Source organism: Pseudomonas sp., from assembly GCF_036404235.1.
Classification (GTDB): Bacteria; Pseudomonadota; Gammaproteobacteria; order Pseudomonadales; family Pseudomonadaceae; genus Aquipseudomonas.
Genome location: NZ_DASWOT010000083.1, coordinates 1 through 16,165, shown reverse-complemented (window position 1 = coordinate 16,165; position 16,165 = coordinate 1). Strand labels below are relative to the sequence as shown.

The 16,165-nt window shown below is 57.0% G+C and carries 12 protein-coding genes; 7 read left to right on the top strand and 5 right to left on the bottom strand.

The window, feature by feature from the left end; all coding sequences use genetic code 11:
* Positions 1–1,665 (bottom strand): electron transfer flavoprotein-ubiquinone oxidoreductase, encoded by a 1,665-nt coding sequence (locus VGC62_RS10185; RefSeq protein WP_331186952.1) that lies wholly within the window; start codon positions 1,663–1,665, stop codon positions 1–3.
* 528 nt (positions 1,666–2,193) lie between these two features.
* Here VGC62_RS10185 and VGC62_RS10180 point away from each other — a divergent pair.
* From VGC62_RS10180 to VGC62_RS27675, 3 genes are all read left to right on the top strand, one after another.
* Positions 2,194–2,943 (top strand): electron transfer flavoprotein subunit beta/FixA family protein, encoded by a 750-nt coding sequence (locus tag VGC62_RS10180; RefSeq protein WP_331186951.1) that lies wholly within the window; start codon positions 2,194–2,196, stop codon positions 2,941–2,943.
* On the top strand, positions 2,944–3,888 hold the full coding sequence (locus VGC62_RS10175; RefSeq protein ID WP_331186950.1) for an electron transfer flavoprotein subunit alpha/FixB family protein: 945 nt from the start codon (positions 2,944–2,946) through the stop codon (positions 3,886–3,888).
* Between the two features lie 316 nt (positions 3,889–4,204).
* Positions 4,205–4,393, top strand: a complete 189-nt coding sequence (locus VGC62_RS27675; RefSeq protein ID WP_414705780.1) for a hypothetical protein — start codon at positions 4,205–4,207, stop codon at positions 4,391–4,393.
* 86 nt (positions 4,394–4,479) lie between these two features.
* On the opposite strand, the gene VGC62_RS10170 is transcribed toward VGC62_RS27675, so the two are convergent.
* Positions 4,480–5,772 (bottom strand): MFS transporter, encoded by a 1,293-nt coding sequence (locus VGC62_RS10170; RefSeq protein WP_331186953.1) that lies wholly within the window; start codon positions 5,770–5,772, stop codon positions 4,480–4,482.
* A gap of 323 nt (positions 5,773–6,095) precedes the next feature.
* Here VGC62_RS10170 and VGC62_RS10165 point away from each other — a divergent pair, with 323 nt between their 5' ends.
* Positions 6,096–10,421, top strand: coding sequence for a dermonecrotic toxin domain-containing protein (locus VGC62_RS10165; RefSeq protein WP_331186949.1), 4,326 nt, complete (start codon positions 6,096–6,098; stop codon positions 10,419–10,421).
* 33 nt (positions 10,422–10,454) lie between these two features.
* Here the strand turns inward: VGC62_RS10165 and VGC62_RS10160 are convergent, their stop codons facing one another.
* Positions 10,455–11,021 carry a chalcone isomerase family protein gene (locus VGC62_RS10160; protein ID WP_331186948.1) on the bottom strand — a complete coding sequence of 189 codons (567 nt, stop codon included), beginning with the start codon at positions 11,019–11,021 and terminating at the stop codon, positions 10,455–10,457.
* 370 nt (positions 11,022–11,391) lie between these two features.
* Here VGC62_RS10160 and sthA point away from each other — a divergent pair, with 370 nt between their 5' ends.
* The gene (sthA, locus tag VGC62_RS10155; protein ID WP_331186947.1) at positions 11,392–12,786 is read left to right on the top strand and encodes a Si-specific NAD(P)(+) transhydrogenase; all 1,395 of its coding nucleotides are present in this window, start codon (positions 11,392–11,394) and stop codon (positions 12,784–12,786) included.
* 42 nt (positions 12,787–12,828) lie between these two features.
* Here the strand turns inward: sthA and VGC62_RS10150 are convergent, their stop codons facing one another.
* Both VGC62_RS10150 and VGC62_RS10145 read right to left on the bottom strand, forming a co-directional pair.
* Positions 12,829–13,551, bottom strand: coding sequence for a glycerophosphodiester phosphodiesterase (locus VGC62_RS10150; RefSeq protein ID WP_331186946.1), 723 nt, complete (start codon positions 13,549–13,551; stop codon positions 12,829–12,831).
* A gap of 65 nt (positions 13,552–13,616) precedes the next feature.
* Complete coding sequence (locus VGC62_RS10145) at positions 13,617–14,204, bottom strand: PilZ domain-containing protein (RefSeq protein ID WP_331186945.1); 588 nt, start codon at positions 14,202–14,204, stop codon at positions 13,617–13,619.
* A 153-nt stretch (positions 14,205–14,357) separates the two neighbouring features.
* Between VGC62_RS10145 and VGC62_RS10140 the strand changes: the two genes are divergently transcribed.
* Together VGC62_RS10140 and VGC62_RS10135 are read left to right on the top strand one after the other, a co-directional pair.
* Positions 14,358–15,608 (top strand): lipoprotein-releasing ABC transporter permease subunit, encoded by a 1,251-nt coding sequence (locus VGC62_RS10140; protein WP_331186944.1) that lies wholly within the window; start codon positions 14,358–14,360, stop codon positions 15,606–15,608.
* Between the two features lie 7 nt (positions 15,609–15,615).
* Positions 15,616–16,165: ABC transporter ATP-binding protein (locus tag VGC62_RS10135; RefSeq protein WP_331186943.1), on the top strand; the 550-nt coding region annotated here is incomplete at its 3' end.

The window sequence follows — 16,165 nt, the reverse complement described above, 5'->3', positions numbered from 1 at the left end:
TTACATATTCGGGTAAGTCGGGCCGCCAGCGCCTTCCGGTGCCACCCAGGTGATGTTCTGTGAAGGGTCCTTGATGTCGCAGGTCTTGCAGTGGACGCAGTTCTGCGCGTTTATCTGGAAACGCTTCTCGCCGTTTTCCTGAGTCACCACTTCGTACACGCCAGCAGGGCAATAACGCTGCGCGGGTTCATCGTACTTCGGCAGGTTGACTCTGATCGGGATGCTCGGGTCCTTCAGCTTCAAGTGGCACGGTTGTTCTTCTTCATGGTTTGTACCTGAGATGAACACCGAACTGAGTTTGTCAAAGCTGAGTTTGCCGTCGGGCTTGGGGTAGTCGATCTTTTTGGAGTCGGCCGCCAGCTTCATGCAGGCGTAATCTGGCGTGGTGTCGTGCAGCGTGAAAGGGATCTTGCCGCCGAAGATGTTCTGGTCGATGAAGTTGAACGCACCCCCGAAGATCGCGCCGAACTTGTGAAGTGCCGGGCCGAAGTTGCGGCTGGCAAACAGTTCTTCATACAACCAACTGCCTTTGAACGCATCGACGTAACTGCTCAGTGCGTCACCGCCCTCGTTGCCGGCGAACAGTGCGTCGGCCACCGAATCAGCGGCCAGCATGCCGGATTTCATGGCCGTGTGGCTGCCTTTGATCTTGGCGAAGTTCAGGGTGCCCAGGTCGCAACCGATCAGCGCGCCGCCAGGGAAAACCATTTTTGGCAACGAGTTCAGGCCACCCTTACAAATGGCGCGGGCGCCGTAGCTGATTCGCTTGCCGCCTTCCAGGTACTGCTTGATCACCGGGTGATGCTTGAGACGCTGAAATTCGTCGAACGGTGACAGGTACGGGTTGGCGTAGGACAAATCGACGATCAGGCCGACCACCACTTGATTGTTTTCCAGGTGATAAAGGAAGGAACCGCCGGTATTTTCGGTGCCCATCACATCCATTGGCCAGCCAGCGGTGTGGACCACCAGGCCGGGTTGGTGTTTGGCCGGATCGACTTCCCAGATTTCTTTCAGGCCGATGCCGTAGTGCTGGGCGTCGGCGTCGCTGTCGAGATTGAAGCGCTTGATCAGTTGCTTGCCAATGTGGCCACGGCAGCCTTCGGCGAACAGCGTGTATTTACCACGCAATTCCATGCCGGGGGTGTACAGGCCTTCCTTTGGATTGCCTTCGCGGTCTACGCCCAGATCGCCGGTGACGATCCCGCGCACCACGCCGTTCTCGTCAATAAGCGCTTCTTGAGCGGCGAAGCCTGGGTAGATTTCCACGCCCAGGTTCTCTGCTTGCTGAGCCAGCCAGCGGCACAGGTTACCCAGCGAAATAATATAGTTGCCTTCGTTGTGCATGGTCTTGGGCACAAACGCATCAGGCACTTTGCTGGAGGTTTCGGCGGTTTTCAGGACGTAGATATCGTCGCGCTTGACCGGCGTATTGAGCGGTGCGCCGAGTTCTTTCCAGTCCGGGAACAATTCATTGAGGGCGCGAGGTTCGAACACGGCGCCCGACAGGATGTGTGCGCCCACTTCGGAGCCTTTTTCCACCACGCAGACGCTGATTTCCTGGCCGGCTTGTGCGGCCTTTTGTTTCAGACGGCAAGCGGCGGAAAGCCCGGCGGGGCCGGCTCCGACGATGACGACGTCGAATTCCATGTATTCGCGTTCCACAGGCTATCTCCTACTCAGGGCTCAACAGTGTTTTTTTATATGACGCATAAAACCGACACACGGAGCGCTGCTCACCCGGGCGTCATCTTAAAGGGGCGCATTATATCTACACCACCCGACAGGTCCAATACAAACGTTTGTTTGAATCAGCTACAACCCTGATAAAACATAGAGGCGCGGCTTGTGACTGGCGTTTTTGTCGTATTGACCGCAATAGGTGTTCCGGTCAAGATACGGGCGGTTTTGCGCTCGCCGTAGGCTGACCGTTGGTACAAGAACACCTCTAAAAGCGTTGCGAGCGCCGTGCAGCAGACCAAGCCAACCCCACGAGCTGGCGAGGCGGAGTGCAGTTTACACAGCCTTCCAGTGTCTGGCTTAGATTGCCGGGTTTGAGTGAATGTTTTTGCCTAACTCACCTTTAAGCAAGCACGAATACGTAGTTTTCAGAGGTGTTCTTTACACTGACGTGTACTTATCGCCGGGCCACGCCGGGCGACTTTCTTTTCACCGGAGAGTAACGAGGAATCCATGAAGGTTCTTGTAGCTGTCAAACGAGTGGTCGACTACAACGTCAAGGTTCGCGTCAAAGCGGATAACTCCGGCGTCGATCTCGCTAACGTCAAAATGTCGATGAACCCCTTCTGCGAAATCGCCGTGGAAGAAGCCGTACGCCTGAAAGAGAAGGGTGTTGCGACCGAAATCGTCGTCGTTTCCATTGGTCCGACCACCGCTCAGGAGCAACTGCGTACCGCATTGGCACTGGGTGCCGATCGCGCCATCCTCGTAGAATCCGCCGAAGACTTGACCTCGCTGGCCATCGCCAAGCTGCTCAAGGCTGTGGTCGACAAAGAGCAGCCGCAGTTAGTCATCCTCGGCAAGCAGGCGATCGACAGCGACAACAACCAGACTGGCCAGATGCTGGCTGCCCTGAGCGGTTACGCTCAAGGCACCTTCGCCTCCAAGGTCGAAGTGTCTGGCGACCATGTCAGCGTTACCCGTGAAGTCGATGCCGGGGCGCAGACTGTTTCGCTGAAGCTGCCAGCCATCGTGACCACGGACCTGCGTCTGAACGAGCCGCGCTACGCGTCGCTGCCAAACATCATGAAAGCCAAGAAAAAGCCTCTCGAAGTGCTGACGCCTGACGCGCTGGGCGTTTCTACCGCTTCGACCAACAAGACCCTCAAAGTTGAAGCGCCGGCTGCTCGTAGCGCTGGGATCAAGGTCAAGTCGGTGGCCGAACTGGTCGAGAAACTGAAAAACGAAGCGAAGGTGATCTAAATGCCTATCCTGGTTATCGCTGAGCACGAAAATGGCGTCATCGCCCCCGCCACATTGAACGCCGTTGCCGCTGCCGCCAAGATCGGTGGCGACATTCACGTTCTGGTCGCTGGCCAAAATGTGGGCGCTGTTGGCGAAGCTGCCGCTAAAATCGCGGGCGTGGCAAAAGTCCTCGTCGCTGACAACGCCGCATACGCGCATCAATTGCCAGAAAACGTTGCACCTTTGGTCGTTGCTCTTGTTTCCGAGGGCGGTGCCTCCGGTTACAGCCATGTGCTGGCTGCGGCCACTTCCAACGGCAAAAACATTCTGCCGCGTGTTGCCGCGCAACTGGATGTCGATCAGATTTCCGAAATCATCTCCGTTGAAAGCGCCGATACCTTCAAGCGTCCGATCTATGCCGGTAACGCTATCGCTACCGTGCAATCGTCGGCTGCGGTGAAAGTCATCACTGTTCGCGCGACCGGTTTCGATGCCGTTGCCGCTGAAGGCGGTTCTGCTGCTATCGAAGCGGTGTCGGCCGTGCATGATGCTGGCAAATCGTCTTTCGTCAGTGAAGAGCTTGCCAAGTCTGATCGCCCGGAATTGACCGCTGCCAAGATCGTCGTTTCGGGCGGTCGTGGCATGCAGAACGGCGACAACTTCAAGCACCTGTACGCCCTGGCTGACAAGCTGGGTGCGGCCGTCGGCGCCTCTCGCGCTGCTGTCGACGCAGGTTTCGTGCCAAACGACATGCAGGTCGGTCAGACGGGCAAGATCGTCGCGCCACAGCTGTACATCGCGGTGGGTATCTCTGGTGCAATCCAGCATCTGGCTGGCATGAAAGACTCCAAAGTGATCGTTGCGATCAACAAGGACGAAGATGCGCCTATCTTCCAGGTGGCAGATTACGGTTTGGTGGCTGACCTGTTCGAAGCAGTGCCTGAGTTTGAGAAGCTGGTTTAATCCAGCGGCCGGACCCGCTCGTTCAAACAGCTTGTAATGAGCGGGTAATGAGATGGCATCCCCCTACACCCTGCGAGGGCTACGCTTTCGCAGGGTGTTTTATTTCCGGGGCTGAGCGATTTAGCACGGGTCGGTATCGACCTCGGCAGGCATACATTTCACCTGCACGGCCAAGACACGCTAGGCCAAGGGCTTTTTCGTCGAGTTCTGTATCGGTTTGGTTACCTTACGTCTACCAAGTGTCTACGCGCTTTCACCTTGTCGCGATGTCTGAGGTTGCAGGTGATAAATACCTGTCGTTCAGAGAGTACCGATTATGTTGAGTCGTATAGCAAAGGTTGCGATGGTTATCGCAGTGATGTCAGCCATGTCCGGTTGCTGGCCGTTCTGGGGCCCAGGCGGTGGTGGTCATGGAGGTGGTGGTGGAGGTGGCGGCGGCGGAGGTGGCGGTTACCATCAAGGTGGGCCAGGCGGCGGGGGCGAAGGCGGCTCTGGTCAACGCTGAGCACACTCCCTTACCTGACTTCAAAGCCGGACCGATTTGTCGATCCGGCTTTTTTACGTGCGGCTCGCGCTCGCCGCTGCTTTTTGTCAGCCTGCCGTCGCTGCTCCATGCACGTGGCTTTGGCCCTTGCGGAACAACACCAGGGTCGCAAGCAGGCCCAAAACAGCTGCGCCGCTCAACCAGATACCTGGCGCTGCCTTGTTGTCCAGTACGTGGATCAGGTAAGTACAGGCCGCCGGGGTGAAGCCGCCAAAGGCCGCGGTCGCCAGGCTGTAAGCCAGCGAGAATCCGGTAGTACGCACTTCAACCGGCATGATTTCGGTCAGCGAGACCACCATGGCGCCGTTGTACGAGCCATAGAGGAACGACAACCACAGCTCGACCATCAGCAGGTTGGCGAAGCTTGGATTGGACGTTAGCCAGGACAGGGCAGGATACGCCGTGATGATCGCCAGAATGGTCGCGCCCAGCAATAACGGTTTACGACCGATCTTATCGGACACCGCCCCCATCACCGGCAGCCAGATGAAGTTCGAAATACCGACGCAGACCGTGACCAGCAAGGCATCGAAGTCAGACAGGTGCAGTTCGTTTTTACCAAAGGTCGGGGTATAGGCGGTGATCAAGTAGAAGGAAACAGTGGTCATGACCACCAGCGCCATGCCTGCGATCACCACGCCAAAGTTCTGACCGATTGACTTCACCACTTCACCCAACGATGGGCGGTGTTTTTTCGCGCGGGCTTCAAACTCAGGAGTTTCTTCCAGCGAACGGCGAATCACGAAGATAACCGGTACGATCAGGCATCCAATCAGGAACGGTACGCGCCAGCCCCATTCCCCCATCTCTTGCGGGCTCAGCCAGTGGTTCAGGGCAACGCCCAGAAGGCCTGCGAATACCACGGCCGCCTGTTGACTCGCTGATTGCCAACTGACGAAGAAGCCTTTGCGACCCGGCGTCGAAATTTCCGCCAGGTACACCGAAACCCCACCCAGCTCGACGCCTGCCGAGAAGCCTTGTAACAGTCGTCCCACCAACACCAGCAGTGGCGCCGCGACACCCAGGGTTGCGTAGCCGGGCACGCAGGCAATCAACACCGTACCCATGGCCATCATGGCCAGTGTGATGATCAAGCCTTTTTTTCGGCCGTGATGGTCGATGTAGGCGCCGAGAAAGATCGCACCCAGCGGACGCATCAGGAAACCCGCACCAAAGGTCGCCAGCGACAGCATCAACGAGGCGAATTCGCTATCGGCAGGGAAGAAGGTTTTGGCAATGGCCGTGGCATAGAAGCCGTAGACCATAAAGTCGAACATTTCAAGGAAGTTGCCGCTGACAACGCGAAATATCGCTTTGCCTTTACCTGTGGTCGAGGCCATTTTGGAATTACTCACTTAGGCTGTCTAGATAGGGTCTGTTGCACGTAGCAGACCCAAGGATCCATTGTATTTATACGTCCTCTCTGGCTAGTCCGAGCCGGGTCTCGGTTAACGCAGATTTGTAACGATATGTGTAAATATGCGGGATGGCAATTAGAAGACAGTGTTAGCGGATGGCTGTTCATCTCTCGACGAGGATTGCAAACAACAATATTTGTATATGTCATGACTGATGTCGGTATGCCCTTAACTCGTTCGATATGTTCCGGCATGGCACATCTGTGGTGTCGGGGCGGGATAACCACATACGAGTTAAAGCCCCAATGACATTGAAATTTGACCTTATCGACATATTTGCCAGTCGTCCTTCATTGCTCGTCGTTGCCTCCAGCACGCTGCGCCTGGCACTCAAGATTTATTACCCGACGCTTGCGATAAATCCCGATGTCGCCGTCATTACCCGGCCTGCCAGTTTGGCGCAACCCACCTTCGAGACGTTGAGCGAACACTTGCGGCAGAGTTTTAGCACCGGCAAGACGTTGCGCTGGACAACGGGTCAAAACACCCTGATTGCCGACCCGAGCAGCGTAGTTGCGTTGACCCTGGACATCGATATCGAGCAACTGGCCGTGCTCGTTGACAGCGTTTCCCTCGCACTGGTTACAGCGTTCATGCAGGCGATGGTGGAGTTCTGGGATCGTCCTTGTGCAAATGCTTCCAGTCCCTGGCAGTATTTGTCCGAAGCCCTGCGGCAAAACTCTCTGAGTAAAACTGTTCGCGCACAATCGAGTGAGCAGAGCGGCGTACAACCGCCTGCCGTGCCAGCGGGAGCCGTCATCAAGGAGGTCGACCCCGCTCAGTTCGAGCGGCAGGCGCAGGTCATTTTGAACACCCAGTTGGCAGCAATCGAAGGCGTGCTTTCCCAGGGACTTGGGGACTTCGATGAGATTGAACGCTACCTGGAAAAGGTCACTGATGTCAGTCAGGTGTTAGTGGATGATCCATCTGCTTCCCGCCTGGCTAGCAATCGACGGTTCGAACAGCTTCCTGAGTGGTTGCGCCAGGCCAGTTCTGGTGAACGCCTGGATTACAGCCGTCACGTGGCGGCTCTGGCGGTGTCAGGCTCGCGGTCAAAAGGCAAGTCGTTCAACGACGATCTGCCACCGATCCTTAAGTATGCCGGCAAGGTGTTGCAGGACAGCCTTCGTGAGGATCATCCCGAAGCGGCGCTGACGCTGGACGATGTCACCGTCGAGATCGCCAAAGTCGTGGCCTCGGCGATCCCGTCGGGAGGGCAAATCATTACGGTGGGCAGCGTGGAGAACGTGCGCATGAGCGTCGCGGCGTTTGCGCTGGAGAATCTGTCCAGCGCACCCAATGGCACCCTGACGCTGTCAGTCCGGGACGGCGGCCCTCTACCAGACTGGCTGACACCGGACTATTTAAAACAGTTGGTCTTTCGTGTGGACATCGGCCGTGCTTATCCGGATTTGGTAAGGCATTACCTGATCACCGATGCAGTCGAGGTGGCGCGCCGCCAGGCACTGTTTGCCGATCAACTGCGTATTCAACTGCCACTCAAGGCGCTGGAGCAAAAGATCCGAGGAGAGGGCAATCTGACTCTGGCCGGTTACCAGCACGTGTGTACGGTACTGGGGTCGCCAGCTGCTAAAGGCACGGTATCGTCCTCGGCCATTTGGCCGTTGGCGTTCGTGGCAAGCCCTGGCGCACCTGCTGATAATGTCACCAATATGTTTGTCATAGGGGCGCCCGATCCTGAGATTGGGCCGTTTGTTTTGTATCGCCCATTCGCCAGTGTGCCGCTGACCGAGTTCACCTCATTGACCGAACTTCGCACGGCTATCGTCAAGACCGGCGATCTGCAGGAAGACGTGCTGGCGTGGATGAGCGAGCACGCGCGCCAACGTTACGCCAACGGAGGGTTTGAGCAGCCCCACATTGTTCGGTTTGGGCAGGGGTCGGATTTTGCTCCTCTGGAAACGCCCCCGCCTGCACAGTTGTCTGTCGTGAAAGTTCAGGGCGATGTTTTCCTGGCACTGTTTCGCGCCAACGCGTGCGCGCTTGCCGACCTGGCTGATAGCGAATCGGTTTCAAATGCTGAAAGGCGTTGGGCACGGATCAAGCGCGGTGGCTGGCTGGCGCTTGATACGGTGATGCCGTTTGTCTCGGGCCCTGCGAGTTCTACGCTGTGGCTGGTGCAACTGATGTCGAATGTCGATCAAGTGTTGCTGATGCAAAGTCGCGGTTCAGCAAATTTCGAGACATGGAGCGCGTTGTTGCTGACGCTATCGTTGATTCTCTTGCATCAGGGTTTCAGTGCCAGAATTCCTGTATCCCGGCGCCCTGTACGGGTGAAAAGTACTTTGATCAACGCTGCCAACGGCCCCGATGTCGCGCAGGTTGGGGGTTCCGGGACGCAGGTCTCCCACAGCACGCCGAGTGAACCAGCAATATTGGACTTTTCCTGGTCGAGCATGAACAACCGCCCCACCGAGGGGCAACTACAGGCCCTTGATCGATTTAAGGTTTTGCTGGAGCCGGTGTTTACTGTGGCCTCTGCAGAGGTCGGAAGAGTAGGGCTATATCACTACAGCGAGCAATGGTATGCGCGGGTGGATAACGTGGTTTATCAGGTCAGTATCACTGACGACGGTGTTTTCGTGGTTGATCCGCAGGATGCTACCCAGAGTGGGCCTCGTTTGAGGTACGTCAATCAAGTGTGGGCATTGGATGTGTCATTGCGTCTGCTCGGCGGCGCGCCAAAACGTAGTGCGCGACTACTGGCATTGGAAAATGCGGCGACACTCAAGCGCGTGACCGACCGTAGAGCGGTGCTTGAACGACGGCAACACGCGCTGTACGTGAGGTTCATGCGCTGGGACGATACGTTCCGGACATCGCCCGAGCAGTTGCCGACTGATTTTATCTCGCTGGCCGAAACCGATCTGAACGAGATCATTACGATCATGCAGGAGAAAAAGCTACTCGATCAGGCCTTGCGCCCAGCTGACCGAACCGCAGACAAAGTTGTCGGCAAAGACCTGCAAGGGGTAAGTCGCCGAATTGTTTTTTTTGAAGGACTGTTGCTCGACAAGGTCTTGAAACTTGCGCGCAGTGAATTGGTGCAGTTGCAGACGGTTTCCCTGAGCACCGTGATGCCGGGCAACGTCGTTTCCTATTTAAAACTGTTCAGTGACCTGCTGAAGTTACAAAGCATAGGTGTGCAGTGGTCCGGTGTCAGAGAGGGTTTTTGGCAAGAGCTGAGGAGTGTGCCCAAGGTTGGTGAAGCGTTCTGGCGTGATGAGGTGCTGGAGTTACAGCAGAATAATTTGTATACCCACCTGGAATGGCGAATCAACCGCTTGTGGTCGCTACTGGAATTAAGTTTCAGTGAAGAGGACATTTTATCGGGGCAAGGCGCAGTGGAGTTCAAAAATCTGCGTACCGATAAGAGCCTGCCCGCAGCGTTCAGCTCCCAGTCTGAATTGGAAAAGCCCAATGACTACACACTTGCCGAGCAGATCGATGTGTTGGAAAGCGCGTTGCGCGAATACAACCGAGCGTCCTTGATTGCGATGTCGGCACATGAAAGCGGGCCCGACGCAGTGGTGATGGAGTATTTCACGCGCTTTCTCCAAGACCTTTCATGGATTTCAGAGGGTGCGGAGAAACGCTTGTCCGACCTGATCCGAGAAAGTGAGGAGCCACCTGAGCAACCGGTCGAATACGCCCCCAAGATCAAGCAGCCGAGAAAGCGGGTGTTCAGAACCCGTGCGCAACGCACGCTCATCGGGCGGATCAGGGAGGGTGAGTCGGACTTTCCGGGCGAAGTCGTGGATGTTACGCAAGCCATGAGCGATACCGTTATTGGTACCTATCATCTGCACGAAGATGGAGATTGGGTCGAAGTCAAGGTTGTACATCCTGCGCGCGCGGTGAGCAGCGAACCCGTTGTCGAGCTAACTGTGCTCGAACGTCAGGCCAATGCCGGTCTGGCTCGCGTCGATCTGGATATCAATAACGCCCGCCGTCAGGCCAAGCGTGCCAACGAGCCTGAGGATATGCAGGATATTTTGGTACACAAGGCCGACAAGCTTAATGATTTGGCCGGCAAACTCGAGGCTCAGGGACAAGCGGCCGGTCAAAACGAAGGCGCTGCCACACTGTTGGCGGCGCTGGTGGTTGATCTGCGTGCTGGCGCGGCCCGTCTTGTTGAGGAAGGGCAGAGCATCCGCATTGCCATGATCAAGGCTCAGCCGCCAACGGCCGCGAGGGTGAGTTATCTATACCGTCAGCATGAGGTCAATATTTCTCGTTTTGACGTACGCAAAAACATGTCTGGGGCCAAGCGTAACGATTTCATGCAGGAATACCTTATCCGCGACAAAGACCAACGGGTGCTGTGGTGGGCGCATTTTCACTATGCCAGCGAGGACGCCAGCGCGCATGACTTTACCGCGGCCCATCTAAAAGTGGCCGAGCAACGATTCATGGGCTACAAGGCACTGGTCAAAGCGGCAAAGGACAGCAAGGACGTGGTGAGTATTTACCGAAGCACCATCGGTAAGGATCTGGCGCAACGCCTGTTTTTGGGTCGTGCCACTGAAACGGCCGTCGATCACGACTGAACGCACGGTCAGTCCCCGGTGCGAAGCCTGTGTTTAGTTGAGCAGTGCCGCGCGCAGGTTCTCCGATAGCCCGTCCGGGGCTAGCCAGAGGGCCAGATACACCTTTGCCAGTTCAGGATCTGGGCTGGCGAAGATGACCTTTTCGTTACGTGTCACGGTCATCCCGTCTGTAGGGTCCCAGCTCAAGTCGTAACGGTCACCGGGGCGTACGCTCTGAAAGCTATTGTGCAAGCGATCAAGCTCTGGCCGCAGGCGCCTCAAGGTTTCCTTTGTCTGCTGGCGCTCCAGCGTTGTATTGGCTGTCTTGATGATGTCTTCGCGGTCTATGTCGCGAAAGTAGTAAAGTTCCAGACGCTGCGGTGTCTGGGTGGTGGCAGACTGTTGGGCATTGATCGACGGCTCTGCATAGAAGGCCGCTGCGTAAACATCCATCCACATATACGTAAGAATCGCCTGATTCTTGCGCTCCAAAACGGGCAACTGCCCCTGCAGTTTCGTCGGGAAATCCGCCTCCACCAGTAAATCTGCCTCTGAAGCGATGGCCAGCGGGCTCGCCAGCATCGCCAGTACCAACATCCAACCCACCAACAGCTGTCGCATAACGCACGCCTTGTCGAAAATCTGCTTATAGAGATTACGCCACTGTTTCTGCTCGTGTGGCACGCTCGTAGCCCGTCAGGTCTGCCCAACTGCCAGCGACGAGTAAAAAGCACAATATTCTGGCTTTTTATGTGATTCAAGCCTCAGGCAATTTATCATCCGCAGCCTTTGAGTGATCTACCGGCGTTTTGCTGCCGATGAAGGTCTGTAGCGCAGACAAAATTGGCCTGTGACGCGACCAAGGGTTAATGTTCGCCGCGACGCTGGGTATATAGACTGCGCCGCGAGTTTCGATTCTTCCCGCCGCTGATTGCGGCGTGAGTTAGCCAGAGACGCCAGAGTGGCGCTCGGCCCGTTCTAAGGAGTACGCATGGCTGTCTACAACTACGACGTGGTGGTACTGGGTTCCGGCCCCGCTGGAGAAGGCGCGGCAATGAACGCCGCCAAAGCTGGGCGCAAGGTCGCCATGGTTGACAGCCGGCGCGAGGTTGGCGGCAATTGCACTCATCTGGGCACCATTCCGTCCAAGGCGTTGCGTCACGCGGTCAAACAGATCATTCAGTTCAATACCAATCCGATGTTCCGGGCCATCGGCGAGCCACGTTGGTTTTCTTTCCCGGACGTGCTGAAAAACGCCGAGATGGTCATTGGCAAGCAGGTCGCGTCTCGCACAGGTTATTACGCCCGTAATCGGGTCGACGTCTTTTTTGGTACCGGCAGTTTTGCTGATGAGCATACCGTCGACGTGGTTTGCCCCACAGGTATCGTGGAAAGGCTGGTCGCTAACCAGATAATTATCGCCACCGGATCGCGTCCCTATCGTCCGGCCGATATCGACTTTTCCCACAAGCGTATCTACGACAGCGACACGATCCTCAGCATCAGCCACACTCCGCGCAAGTTGATCATCTACGGCGCCGGCGTCATTGGTTGCGAGTACGCGTCTATCTTCAGCGGTCTTGGGGTGATGGTCGAGTTGGTGGACAACCGCGATCAGTTGCTCAGCTTCCTCGACTCGGAAATCTCCCAGGCGTTGAGTTACCACTTCAGCAACAACAACGTCATGGTTCGCCATAACGAAGATTACGAGCGTGTCGAAGGGCTGGACAATGGCGTAATCCTGCACCTGAAGTCGGGCAAGAAAATCAAGGCCGACGCCTTGCTTTGGTGTAACGGCCGCACCGGCAATACTGACAAGCTGGGTCTGGAAAACGTGGGTCTCAAGGCCAACGGTCGCGGCCAGATCGATGTCGACGATGCTTATCGCACCGTCGTGCCGACGATCTATGCCGCAGGTGACGTGATTGGCTGGCCGAGTCTGGCAAGCGCTGCCTATGACCAGGGGCGTTCGGCAGCGGGCAGTTTGGTCGACAACGGCAGTTGGCGTTTTGTCAACGATGTCCCTACCGGTATCTACACGATTCCCGAGATCAGCTCGGTCGGTCGTAACGAGCAAGAGCTGACCCTGGCCAAAGTCCCGTACGAAGTCGGCAAGGCCTTTTTCAAGGGCATGGCTCGTGCGCAGATTTCCGGTGAGCGGGTGGGCATGTTGAAGATCCTGTTCCATCGCGAAACCTTGCAAGTGCTGGGCGTGCATTGTTTCGGTGACCAGGCATCGGAGATCGTTCACATCGGCCAGGCGATCATGAGCCAGCCGGGTGAGGGGAACTCACTGAAGTACTTCGTCAACACCACCTTCAACTACCCGACCATGGCCGAAGCCTATCGGGTCGCCGCTTACGATGGTCTCAGCCGGCTTTTTTGAGCAACTCCGGCCGGTGGCCTGAGCCGGCCGGGGAGACCGATTTCAGTAATTCCCAAGCGTGGCGCTGGCCAAACCGGGAAAGTCTGTAATCAGGCTGTCTACGCCAAAATCAGCGAGCCTGAGCATCAGCGCAGGCTCGTTGACCGTCCAGACTGACACGTGCAGCCCCAGGCTTTGTGCTTTCTTCAGACGCTCCGGCGTACACAGTGTCCAATTCAAGGCCAGGATTTCACAGCCATAACCTTGAGCGACCTTCAGCGGGTCGAGCCAGGCGTATTCGGCTACCAGCCCACGAGCAATGTCCGGTGTCAGTTCCATCGCGGCGCGCAGTACTTCGCGTGAGCTTGAGGTGATGGTGATCTTGTCCAGCAAGCCATGACGCTGCGCCAGTTCACGAATCGCCAGGACGGTGGTGGCGGCGCGTGTCTTCGAAGCGCTTTTGACTTCCAACTGCCAGTGCTTGAACGCACACTTCTCGAACAGCTCCTCCAGGCGCGGGATCGGGCAGGGGTTGATCCAGCCAGGGCCGCTTTTACGCGCGTCATAGGTCACCAGGTCGGCAGCCGTATGTTCGACCACTTTGCCGCGCCGGTCGGTGGTGCGTTTGAGCGTCGGATCGTGGATCACCATTAACTCCCCGTCACGGGACAAATGCAGATCCAGTTCGCAACGGTGTACGCCGTGTTTTAGACATTCCTGAAAGCTGGTCAGGGTGTTTTCCGGTGCTTCGCCTTTGGCGCCGCGGTGGCCGTAGATCAGGGTCACAATTACTCCTTGTGGACGTTGTGCGCCATGCTGCTGTTTTGAATTGAGCTGAAGGTGCAGGAAAATTACTCGGACGAGGGTTTTTGTTGCTCGCGGTTGAGCCGCCTTTGCTGAGCTTGTCGTTGCAGGATGTGTCGAGCCAGCAACTGACGCTGGGCTTCCGGCAGATCGATGAACTCAGTGCCGATCTCGAAATCACCAATGGTCAAGGCATGGCAATGTGTCACTTTGGCCCGCAGCATGATTCCCGATGCCTGCGGCATCAGCACCATTTTGATCGACAGTTTCGCGCCAATCGGATAGGGCTGCGGCGACTCAAATTGCAGGCCACCTTCGGACATGATCACCTTTTGCGGCTTGCCGAGCTTGCCCAGCACGGTTTGTGCAACCACCTGGCCGAGCAGGTCAATGCGCTTGCTCAGTGCTTTCAGGAAGCTGTTGAGCGTGCGGTCACGCTCGTCCAGATGGCGCAGCAGATGCTGAGATTCGAACTCGCTGACGTGCAGTTCACTCAGCAAATCGAACAGCGCAGACGTCCCTTCAAGGGCGTGTTCGTCGACTGCGCCTGGCCCCGACAGCAGGTTAATTTCGAGTGCGACGCTGTCCTCGATACGGTAGTATTCGCGGCGTTCTTCTTCATCTAATGTTGACATGGCGAACCCATGGTAGCGGCGGTTGTCAGAGTAATCGCTCAGAGTGATCGCCCAGCGCGATGACTCAGTGATTGCCTAGAGTGTTTTTAGTGTAAGGCTGCTCGCCAAGGCCCGCCACAAGGACGTTCCCCATTCCTGCGAACAAGTCCCTAAATGTTCAGACCTCTTTTTGTATTCATTGGCACGCGTTATACCCGTGCAAAACGCCGTAATCATTTCGTGTCCTTCATTTCCCTGACTTCGATGATCGGTCTCGCCCTAGGCGTAGTCGTGATGATAGTCGTGTTATCGGTAATGAACGGCTTCGATCATGAAATGCGCACTCGCGTGCTGGGCATGGTGCCTCACGCCACCATCGAATCCGGCGAGCCGATCAGCGACTGGCAGGCCTTGGCCGCCAAGGTCAAGCAGAACCGGCAAGTGGAGGCGATTGCGCCCTTCACTCAGATGCAGGGGCTGCTGACCAACAATGGCAACGTGCAGAAAATCTTGCTCAATGCCATCGATCCGGCCCAGGAACGCAAAGTGTCGATCATCGATGACTTCATGAAGCAGGGCCGGCTCGACGATCTGGTCGCCGGCGGCTTCGGTGTGGTGATCGGCGACAAGGCCGCGAACAAGCTGGGCGTTGGTATTGGCGACAAGGTGACGTTCGTCGCGCCTGAGGTCACCGTAACGCCAGCAGGCATGTTCCCACGCATGAAACGCTTTACCGTCGTTGGCATCTTCCATGTCGGGGCGGGAGAGCTGGACGGCTATCTGGGCGTGACCAACCTTCAGGATCTGGCCCGTTTGCATCGCTGGAAGCCCGATCAGGTCCAAGGCCTGCGGTTGAAGTTCACCGACCTGTTCAAAGCTCCGCGCACGGCTTATGAGATCGCCCAGAACCTCGGCGAGCACCAGTATTACTCCCGTGACTGGACCCGCACCCACGGCAACCTGTATCAGGCCATCGGTATGGAGAAATCCATCATTGGTCTGCTGTTGCTGCTGATCGTGGCGGTGGCCGCGTTCAACATTATTTCCACGCTGGTAATGGTGGTGAATGACAAGCGCGGCGACATCGCGATTCTGCGCACGCTGGGCGCAACGCCTGGGCAGATCATGGCGATCTTCATGGTGCAAGGTACGGTCATCGGTGTGGTGGGCACGGCGATTGGCGCGGCGGTGGGTATCTTCGCCGCGCTTAATGTCAGCGCCGCGATCTCCTTGCTGGAAGGCCTGATCGGTCACAAGTTTCTCAACGCGGATGTCTATTTCATTGACTATCTACCGTCGCAGTTGTTAGCCCAGGACGTCATCCTCGTCTGTGGCGCGGCGTTGATCCTGAGTTTCCTCGCCACCCTGTACCCAGCCTGGCGTGCTGCGCGCACCCAGCCGGCGGAGGCGCTACGTTATGAGTGAGTCGGGCATGAGTGATAAAGCAGTATTGAGTTGTCGCAACCTGGGCAAGTCCTACGAGGAGGGCCCGGAGTCGGTAACGGTTCTGTCTGGCCTGCAACTGGAGTTGCACCCAGGCGAGCGCGTGGCGATCGTCGGCAGTTCGGGCTCGGGGAAAAGCACCTTGCTCAATTTGCTCGGCGGCCTGGATACCCCGTCCGAAGGCAGTGTGTGGCTGGCCGGAGAAGAGTTGTCGGCGCTGAACGAAAAGGCTCGCGGCCTGTTGCGCAACCGGGCGCTGGGTTTCGTTTACCAGTTCCACCACCTGTTGCCGGAATTCACCGCACTGGAAAACGTTTGCATGCCGCTATTGATCGGCAAGACCGCGATTCCCGAAGCCCGTCAGCGGGCTACCGCGCTGCTGGAGCGGGTAGGGCTGGGGCATCGGCTGGCGCACAAACCTTCTGAATTGTCTGGCGGCGAACGTCAGCGCGTGGCCATTGCCAGGGCGCTGGTCAATCAGCCGGGGCTGGTGATGCTCGACGAGCCGACCGGCAACCTCGACTCGCACACCGCGCAAG